Annotated in this window: 7 protein-coding genes; 4 read left to right on the top strand and 3 right to left on the bottom strand. The window is 40.5% G+C overall.

What is annotated here, in order from left to right:
* Positions 1–154: 154 nt before the first annotated feature.
* Entirely contained in the window at positions 155–514 is a 360-nt protein-coding gene (locus tag DC53_RS00605) for a DUF5522 domain-containing protein (protein WP_033032272.1), read from the bottom strand.
* A 43-nt stretch (positions 515–557) separates the two neighbouring features.
* Here DC53_RS00605 and DC53_RS00610 point away from each other — a divergent pair, with 43 nt between their 5' ends.
* Positions 558–884 (top strand): hypothetical protein, encoded by a 327-nt coding sequence (locus DC53_RS00610; protein ID WP_033032270.1) that lies wholly within the window; start codon positions 558–560, stop codon positions 882–884.
* A gap of 286 nt (positions 885–1,170) precedes the next feature.
* Here the strand turns inward: DC53_RS00610 and DC53_RS00615 are convergent, their stop codons facing one another.
* Positions 1,171–2,139: a class 1 fructose-bisphosphatase gene (locus DC53_RS00615; RefSeq protein ID WP_033032267.1), complete on the bottom strand. Its 969-nt coding sequence runs from the start codon at positions 2,137–2,139 to the stop codon at positions 1,171–1,173.
* Between the two features lie 154 nt (positions 2,140–2,293).
* Between DC53_RS00615 and DC53_RS00620 the strand changes: the two genes are divergently transcribed.
* Positions 2,294–4,723, top strand: a complete 2,430-nt coding sequence (locus tag DC53_RS00620; RefSeq protein WP_033032265.1) for a zinc-dependent metalloprotease — start codon at positions 2,294–2,296, stop codon at positions 4,721–4,723.
* 295 nt (positions 4,724–5,018) lie between these two features.
* Positions 5,019–5,792: a YggN family protein gene (locus DC53_RS00625; protein WP_007376785.1), complete on the top strand. Its 774-nt coding sequence runs from the start codon at positions 5,019–5,021 to the stop codon at positions 5,790–5,792.
* A gap of 160 nt (positions 5,793–5,952) precedes the next feature.
* Here DC53_RS00625 and rsuA read toward each other — a convergent pair whose 3' ends face one another.
* Positions 5,953–6,651, bottom strand: a complete 699-nt coding sequence (gene rsuA, locus DC53_RS00630) for a 16S rRNA pseudouridine(516) synthase RsuA (RefSeq protein WP_033032263.1) — start codon at positions 6,649–6,651, stop codon at positions 5,953–5,955.
* Between the two features lie 59 nt (positions 6,652–6,710).
* Between rsuA and zapE the strand changes: the two genes are divergently transcribed.
* Complete coding sequence (gene zapE / locus DC53_RS00635; protein WP_033032261.1) at positions 6,711–7,820, top strand: cell division protein ZapE; 1,110 nt, start codon at positions 6,711–6,713, stop codon at positions 7,818–7,820.
* The last annotated feature ends 590 nt before the right edge of the window (positions 7,821–8,410 follow it).

The raw sequence follows: 8,410 nt of genomic DNA, 5'->3' as shown, positions 1-8,410 counted from the left end.
TAGAGCTTGCTCACGTTAAAAGCGCAGCTTTGCGGTTTAATTTACAAGCTTCGCTAGTCCGCCTGCAATCTGCGTATTTACAGATAAATTTAACACCGAGTAAAGATTAGCTGTAGACGTAGAGCTTGCTCACGTTAAAAGCGCAGCTTTTACTTTATTTTTTATAACCGTACGGGCAATTTTTACAACCGTTTTTACAACACGAACCGCGCTTTAAAAAAAACCACTTACTAAATATCATGTAACCACTTTGCATGGTGTAATCGAGCCCTTCAATTAAATTGTCGTTACCTCTAAATTGCTTTGCAAAGTTTATTTGGGTTTTAATAGGCTGTGTATAAATCCCCTCTAAAAAAATATTTATTTTATTAAGCGTGCACTTGCGGCATAAACAACTTGTTGCTGTGGTATCAAGCGGTAAAATAGCTGGCAGCTCATTGCACCAACACGCTGATATATCGTCTACATTACACGTTAGAGTACTGTGGCATTGAGTGCAGTTAAGTTGAGTCATTATAATTCTTTTTAGTAACAGTGAGCCAAGAATAACAAATATTATGAATACACAAAAAGCATTAGCTGAATTTATTACGTTTGGTGAGCATAGGGATGAAGCTATATCGGTTATCGTTTCAAGCCCTGCTGATAGCAATAAAACTCACTATACTCTCTCAACCGAGGTTTTAATTGATGTGCTTAAACGCTGTTTAAGTAACGAAATAGACTTAGATGATTTAGAGCTTTGGGCAAACGTAATTGAATCGCGAGATGATATTGATTGTACTGAGCATGAAGGTTTTATTTATGCGCTCAGTAATAGCGAGCAAATGGGAGAGCTTAATCATCAAAAGCTTGCTCAAATAGTTGCGTTAGTAAAAGTTTGATTTGTTTAAAAAGCGAGGTATAAAACCTCACCTACAATATGTAAAACCCCGTAGGTGCGAATTTACTTCGCGCTCATATAACGTGGCTTGGGAGTTTAAAAAGCGAGGTGTAAAACCTCACCTACAACCTCACCTACAATATATGCAACCCTGTAGGTGCGAATTTACTTCGCGCTCATGTAACGTGGCTTTGGCGTTTAAAAAGCGAGGTATAAAACCTCACCTACAAAAAAACCGCACTTCAATTGAATGCGGTTTTTAAATTGAGAACAATCGTTTTAAGCGATTATTTATGATATCCCAAGCACGTTTCTACTTCGTTTTTAGAACCTAAAATAACGGCTACTCGCTGGTGGATTGCATCAGGCTGAATATCCATAATACGCTCAGTACCGGTTGATGCAATGCCGCCAGCTTGCTCTACTAACATAGCCATTGGATTTGCTTCGTAAAGTAGGCGTAATTTATTTGGCTTTTTAGGATCTTTGGTGTCGGTAGGGTAAGTAAACAAACCACCACGGCTAAGCACGCGATGCACATCGCCCACCATTGCGGCAATCCAGCGCATATTAAAGTTTTTAGCGCGCGGGCCTGTATCACCTGCTAGCAAATCATCGATGTAGTTTTGCATAGCTGGTTGCCAATGGCGTTGGTTAGACGTATTAATGGCAAATTCGTTTGTATCAGCAGGAATATCAGCAAAATCTTGTGTAAGTAAAAAGCTGCCTTGTGTTTTATCAAGAGTAAACATGCGCGTGCCTTTACCTGTAGTCAGCGCAAGCATTGTTGACGGGCCGTAAAGTACGTAACCTGCTGCAACTTGCTTATGACCTGGCTGCATAAATATACTTTGATCAGCAGCGTCAGAACCTTCAGGTGCTTCCATAATAGAAAATATAGTACCGACAAGCGAGTTAATATCAGTATTTGACGAGCCATCAAGTGGGTCAAATGCCACTATAAATTTAGCATCTGGATTACCTGCTACTGTGTAGTCTTCTTCTTCAGAGGCGATTGCTTTAACCGTACCAGATTCCAGTAAAATATCTTTTAACAGCTGATTAGATAATACATCGAGCTTTTTTTGAGTTTCCCCCTGAATGTTTTCATCAAGGGTTGAGCCTAATACGCCAGAAAGCGCGCCTTGACCAACGCGAAACGAAATTTCTTTACATGCTGCTAAAATTGTTCGAATTAATGATAAAAGTTCTCTTGAACAACCATCTTCAAGTAATACTGGAGGGAGTCTACGCATTCTATTTTCCTGATAACGTGTTAAAACCAATCATAATGTGAGAGAGATTAGCTTAGAGCGCTGAAATTCGTCTTAAATAACTGTATTGTTTAAATAGCACCCTATAATGGGACCACCTAATCGTACTTAAAACACAAATAACAAAGATAAGATTATGAAAAAAATACCACTACTAAGTTACATATTCTTTACTGTGCTGTGCTCTATCATAACTCAAGCGCACGCAGCAATTAAGTCAATTGATGAATTTACTACGCAAATGAATCATTTTCCGGGCTATTATTCGTTTTTTTACGACACCCAAAACGGAAAAGTATATTTAAAAGTTGATAAGTTTGAACAACAATTTTTACTGCAGCAAAGCTTGCCTTACGGTATTGGCTCTAACGACATAGGCCTTGATAGAGGTCAGCTTGGTAATACTCACCTTGTGCAGTTTGAGCGTTTTGGCGACAAAGTAATGCTACGCGCTGTAAATACTTACTATCGTGCTAATACAAGTAATAAGGCTGAACAGCAAAGTATTAAAGAAGCGTTTGCATCAAGTATACTTGCAGGTTTTAAAGTGGTTGCAGAAGATAAAGCCACAGCACTTATTGATTACACGCCTTATTTATTAAGTGATGTACATGGCGTAAGCCGCACGCTTGCTGCACGTAAGCAAGGGAACTTTAGCCTTGATCAATCACGTAGCGCCGTTTATATGAATCGCTCAAAAGCATTTGTAAAAAACACCGAGCTTGAAGCCGTACTTACATTTAAGGGCACAAAACCAGGTGAATTTGTTCGCCAAGTAAGTGCCGACCCTTATGCGCTTACTGTTCATATGCATCATTCACTTATTCAATTACCAGATGATAACTACACACCGCGCAAGTTTAATCCGCAATCAGGTTTTTGGAGTATAGAACATAAAGATTACGCAGCGCCGCTTGGTGAGTCTATGTATGTGCGTTATATACCTCGCCATCGTCTAACTAAAAAGGACTCAAGTTTACCTATTAGTGAACCTGTTAAACCAATTGTTTATTACCTTGATCCTGGCGTTCCAGAGCCCGTTAAAAGCGCTTTGCTTGAAGGTGGAAAATGGTGGAACGACGCATTTACTGGTGCAGGATATAAAAATGCATTTATAGTAAAAGTGCTGCCAAGTAGCGCCGACCCTATGGATATTCGTTACAATGTCATTCAGTGGGTACACCGCGCAACGCGTGGTTGGTCATACGGAAGTTCGGTAATCGACCCACGTACAGGTGAAATACTTAAAGGGCACGTAACACTTGGCTCATTGCGTGTTCGCCAAGATATTTTAATAGCTGAAGCACTCGCTGCTCCTTATTTAAAAGGTAATGAAGTTGCTAAAAACTTGCAAGCAATGGCGCTTGATCGCATTCGCCAATTAAGCGCGCATGAAATTGGTCACACGTTAGGTATTGCTCATAACTTCGCGGCATCGGTAGGGGATAGAGCTTCTGTAATGGATTACCCACACCCGCTACTTAGTTTTAATGAACAAGGTAAGCTTGATGTAACGCGTGGCTATGCAACAGGCATGGGCGTATGGGATACCCAAGTAATTAAATATGGCTATAGCGATTTTACTAACCAAGATGAAAGCGCAGAACTCGCTGCTATTTTAAAGGAGAACAAAGCCAAAGGCCTTGAGTTTATATCAGATAGCGACGCTCGTGCTAAAGGTGGCGCGCATCCAACCGCTCATTTATGGGATAACGGCACTAATCCTTCGCAGGAGCTTTTACGAGTACTCGACGTACGTAAAAAAGCGCTTTCGCAGTTTGGTATTAATAATATTAAAACGGGCGACTCACTATCGCAATTAGAGGAAAAACTAGTTCCGCTTTATCTGTTTCACCGTTTTCAGGTTGAGGCTGCGGTGAAGCTTATAGCCGGTGTTGATTACGAATACGAAACACGCAGTGACTCACCCGTAAAAGGTGCGCAAGTGGTTGATAAAAAAATGCAACAAGAAGCGGTAAACGCTCTTTTTGCAACGCTTAAGCCAAGTAACTTATTACTTCCTGAATCTGTATTATCGCTAATTCCGCCAAAAGCGTATGGCGAGTCTAAGTCGCGCGAGAGCATAGTTGGGCGCACAGGGTTAACGCTCGATGCAATGGCATTACCCGAGGTTGCAGTGCAGCACAGCTTGTCGCTTTTATTAAACGCACAACGTTTAAATCGTCTAGCCCAGCAGCAAGCGCGTAGTAACGACTTTTATAGTTTAGATGAACTATTAAAAACGCTTTATAGCCACGTTTTTAACGTATCGTCGCCTAATACAATGACAGGTAAAATAACTCAGCGCGTACAATTTTTAACAGCAAAAACCATGGCTGACTTAGTAGCAAGCGATAGTGCAAGCCCTGAAGTGCAGGCGCAGTTACGTTACTACTTAGTTAAGTTGAGTGAAGACTTTAACCAAAACTCAATATTGAGCCATACCAGTACTGGCGAGAGTGCGTTTAAGCAATATTTAGCCGAACAAGTAAATCAGTTTTTAATTAAAGGGCATTGGCCAAATAATTTTAAAGTGTTACCAATACCGCCTGGATCGCCAATTTAATTATAAACCTCGCTCTTGAGCGCCAATAGCATGTTTAAGAGCGCGAAGTAAATTCGCACCTACAGGGTTACACATATTGTAGGTGAGGTTTTACACCTCGCTTTTTAAACACCCAAGCCACGTTACATGAGCGCGAAGTAAATTCGCACCTACAGGGTTACACATATTGTAGGTGAGGTTTTATACCTCGCTTAATTAGCTGTGTAGTGTTTGTATTGTGCATGTTCTTTTACTTGCATAAAGTTGGTTTTTTGTTAACCTACTCGCCTTCCATTTTAGTCTTTTTGAGGTGTTTATGGCGTTTCTATCTCGTTCGATATTGGCGTTGTCCATAGCACTTTCAAGCACCAGTGTATTTGCTCAAAAGCAATGTGATGTAGAACTCAGGCATGGGTTAATCATCACCGACGATGTAATTCGAATTGTTGATAAAGGCCAAACACGTGTGCAAATTAACAACAATAACCAACTGTTTATTCGCGGTTATTGGGTTGATTTAAGTGATGACGAAAGTAAAGTGCTCGAGCAGTTTAGTAATGGTATTCGCCATACAGTCCCTGAACTAGTTAATTTAGCCACCGATGGTGTTAATTTAGGTTTAAGTGCTATTGAGCACGTGGTTGAAGGTATGTCAGATAAAGAGCCAGAGGTGCTTAAAACCCAACTGCAATATGTAGAGCGTGCGCTAATGGATAAATTTAAGCGCGGCGATGATTTCTTTTTTATAGCCCCACAATCACTTTCTCAAATAGATGATTTTTTTACTAAAGAGATCAGCCAAAAAATTCATTCCGCAGTTCATGGATCTCTCGGCGCCATTTTAGTGTCACTAGGTGATGCGTTTAAGTCCCGAGAAGGTAATATAGAAGATCGTATTAACGATATGGGACAGCGAATGGATATCATTTCAAAAGAAATTGATAAATCATTGCAAAAAAAAGCACATCAACTTGAGCTAAAAGCTTCAGAATATTGCGAATGCTTGAACGCGCTCGATGTTACCGAGTCTCGCCTGCAGGCAATTGTACCAGGCATGGCTGACTTTGATTTAGTACAGATAAAATCGTAATTTAAATATTAACTATAAAAGCGCGAAGTAAATTCGTACCAACAGGGTTGCACATATTGTAGGTGAGGTTTTACACCTCGCTTTTTAAACACCCAAGCCACGTTACATGAGCGCGAAGTTAATTCGCACCTACAGGGGTACACATATTGTAGGTGAGGTTTTATAATTTAATCTCATCAGCTGTTAGTAATCTATATTCACCACTTGCCAAGTTTTCATCTAATTTAATGCCTGCAATCTGCTCGCGATGTAACTCAACGACTTTGTTATCTACCGCGTAAAGCATACGCTTAACTTGATGATACTTACCTTCACTTATTGATAAACGCAGTCCGTAATTAGCAAGTCGTTCGGCAATCGCTGGGCGGGTTAAATCTTTTTCGTTATGCAGCATGACACCTGTGCGTAATTGCTCAAGCGCTTCGTCGGTTATAGGCTCTTGAGTTTCGACTAAGTAGGTTTTAAATTTATTACTTTTAGGTGACGTGATTTTATGTGACCAATCGCCATCATTGGTAATTATAACTAATCCTGTGGTATCTATATCAAGGCGGCCTGCCACGTGAAAGTCGCTCATATTTGGCTCATCAAGTAAGTCAAAAACGGTTTTGTGTAGCTCGTCACTATTAGCGCAAACATAACCGACTGGTTTATTTAGCATGTAATAGCGTTTACCTAAAAATACCAAAGGCGTACCTTGGTGCAGTACTTCGTCTTGCTGAGATAGCTGAAAGTTATGTGAGGTAATTATTTCGCCATTAACGCTTACTTCTTTTCGCTTAATACTGGCGCGGGCTTGCGTGCGTGGCATTTCAGCTAAGTGGCTAATAAATTTATCTAAGCGGCAAGGGAATTTCATTTTGGTTCACATTTTTAGTCGGCTACAATGGGCGCGATTATAGCCGATAGTGAAATACCATGACAGTGCACAGCACACAAATATTAAGCCTTTACCAAGCAAAAATAGACACGGGTGAACTGTGTTTTGATGCCGCGCAGCAAAATGCGGTGGAAGCTTTAAATACACTAAGCGAGCAACTTCAAGTCCACACATTATGGTGGCAAAAAGCGCCCTTAACAAAAGGTGTTTATTTATATGGACCAGTAGGGCGCGGTAAATCTATGCTGATGGATTTATTTTATAAAAACCTACCGATTGAGCAAAAGCAGCGGCTGCATTTTCATCATTTTATAGCACAAGTGCATGCCCAACTTTCGAAGCTACAAGGACAAAAAAATCCATTAATCTTAATTGCAAAACAGTGGGCTAAAAACATTCGTTTACTGTGTTTTGACGAGTTTTTTGTGAGCGACATCGGCGATGCCATGATTATGGCCAGATTGTTCAATGCGTTGTTTGAACAAGGTGTTGTGCTGGTGGCCACATCGAACGCAAAGCCAGAGCAGCTTTATTACAACGGCCTACAACGAGTGCGATTTTTACCTACTATCGATTTAATTAATAACCATTGCCATATAATTAACGTGGCAGGGGAGGACGATCACCGCTTTAGATATGGTAAAAACAGCCGGCACTATTTTATTAATTTACCTAAACATGATTTTCAAAATGAGTTTTTAGTTTCTTATCCTGCTGCAACATACAGCAATAAAATTAGCGTGCATGGCCGCGATTTACCTTATTTATTAAAAGCCGATAATGCCTTGATGATTGATTTTATGGCGCTATGCTCAGGCCCGCGTAGTGCTAACGATTATATGTATTTAGCAACGCAATTTGATGTGTTATATGTATCGAATGTGCCACAAATGGGTGTTAAGGCGACGGGTAAAGTTATAGTTCACGGTATAGAAGATAGTTATCAGCGCGAAAAACAAACGCTTGATGAGCACACCTTTGACGACGAAGCGCGTCGCTTTATTGCCTTAGTAGATGAATTTTACGATTGCCATAAATTGCTGGTAATAAATGCGCAAACCGACATTGAACATTTGTATAAAGGTAAAAAATTGCGCTTTGAATATGCACGCACACAATCACGCATAGTCGAAATGCAAAATTGGTAACGCTTTGGTTTGATATATAGTGTAGACGTTGAGCTTGCTCACGTGAGAAGCGTAGCTTCTAATTATTAAGCTATTTTAAAAACTGCGTTTTTACACGCCAGCAAGCTGTGTGGCTACAAGTGAGTTTAACCACAGCGCTAAATTTTATCTGTAGGCGTAGAGCTTGCTCACGCGAGAAGCTATTTTAAAAACTGCGTTTTTACACGCCAGCAAGCTGTGCGTCTACAAGTGCGTTTAACCACAGCGTTAAATTTTATCTGTAGACGTTGAGCTTGCTCACGCGAGAAGCATAGCTTCTAGTTATAAAGCTATTTTAAAAACGGCGTTTTTACACGCCAGCAAGGTGTGTGGCTACAAGTGAGTTTAACCACAGCGTTAAATTTTATCTGTAGGTGTAGAGCTTGCTCACGTGAGAAGCGTGAGCTTCTAATTATTAAGCTATTTTAAAAACTACGTTTTTACACGCCAGCAAGCTGGGCGTCTACAAGTGAGTTTAACCACGGCGTTAAATTTTATCTGTAGGCGTAGAGCTTGCTCACGCGAGAAGCTATTTTAAAAACTGCGTTTTTACACGCCAGCAAGCTGTGCGT

This window comes from Pseudoalteromonas fuliginea (assembly GCF_000690055.1).
Classification (GTDB): Bacteria; Pseudomonadota; Gammaproteobacteria; order Enterobacterales; family Alteromonadaceae; genus Pseudoalteromonas; species Pseudoalteromonas fuliginea.
This window is presented reverse-complemented; position numbering and strand designations above follow the sequence as displayed.

Coding starts and splice junctions, on each gene's coding strand:
- DC53_RS00605 (WP_033032272.1), bottom strand. CDS start 514: ATGACTCAACTTAACTGCACTCAATGCCACAGTACTCTAACGTGTAAT.
- DC53_RS00610 (WP_033032270.1), top strand. CDS start 558: ATGAATACACAAAAAGCATTAGCTGAATTTATTACGTTTGGTGAGCAT.
- DC53_RS00615 (WP_033032267.1), bottom strand. CDS start 2,139: ATGCGTAGACTCCCTCCAGTATTACTTGAAGATGGTTGTTCAAGAGAA.
- DC53_RS00620 (WP_033032265.1), top strand. CDS start 2,294: ATGAAAAAAATACCACTACTAAGTTACATATTCTTTACTGTGCTGTGC.
- DC53_RS00625 (WP_007376785.1), top strand. CDS start 5,019: ATGGCGTTTCTATCTCGTTCGATATTGGCGTTGTCCATAGCACTTTCA.
- rsuA (WP_033032263.1), bottom strand. CDS start 6,651: ATGAAATTCCCTTGCCGCTTAGATAAATTTATTAGCCACTTAGCTGAA.
- zapE (WP_033032261.1), top strand. CDS start 6,711: ATGACAGTGCACAGCACACAAATATTAAGCCTTTACCAAGCAAAAATA.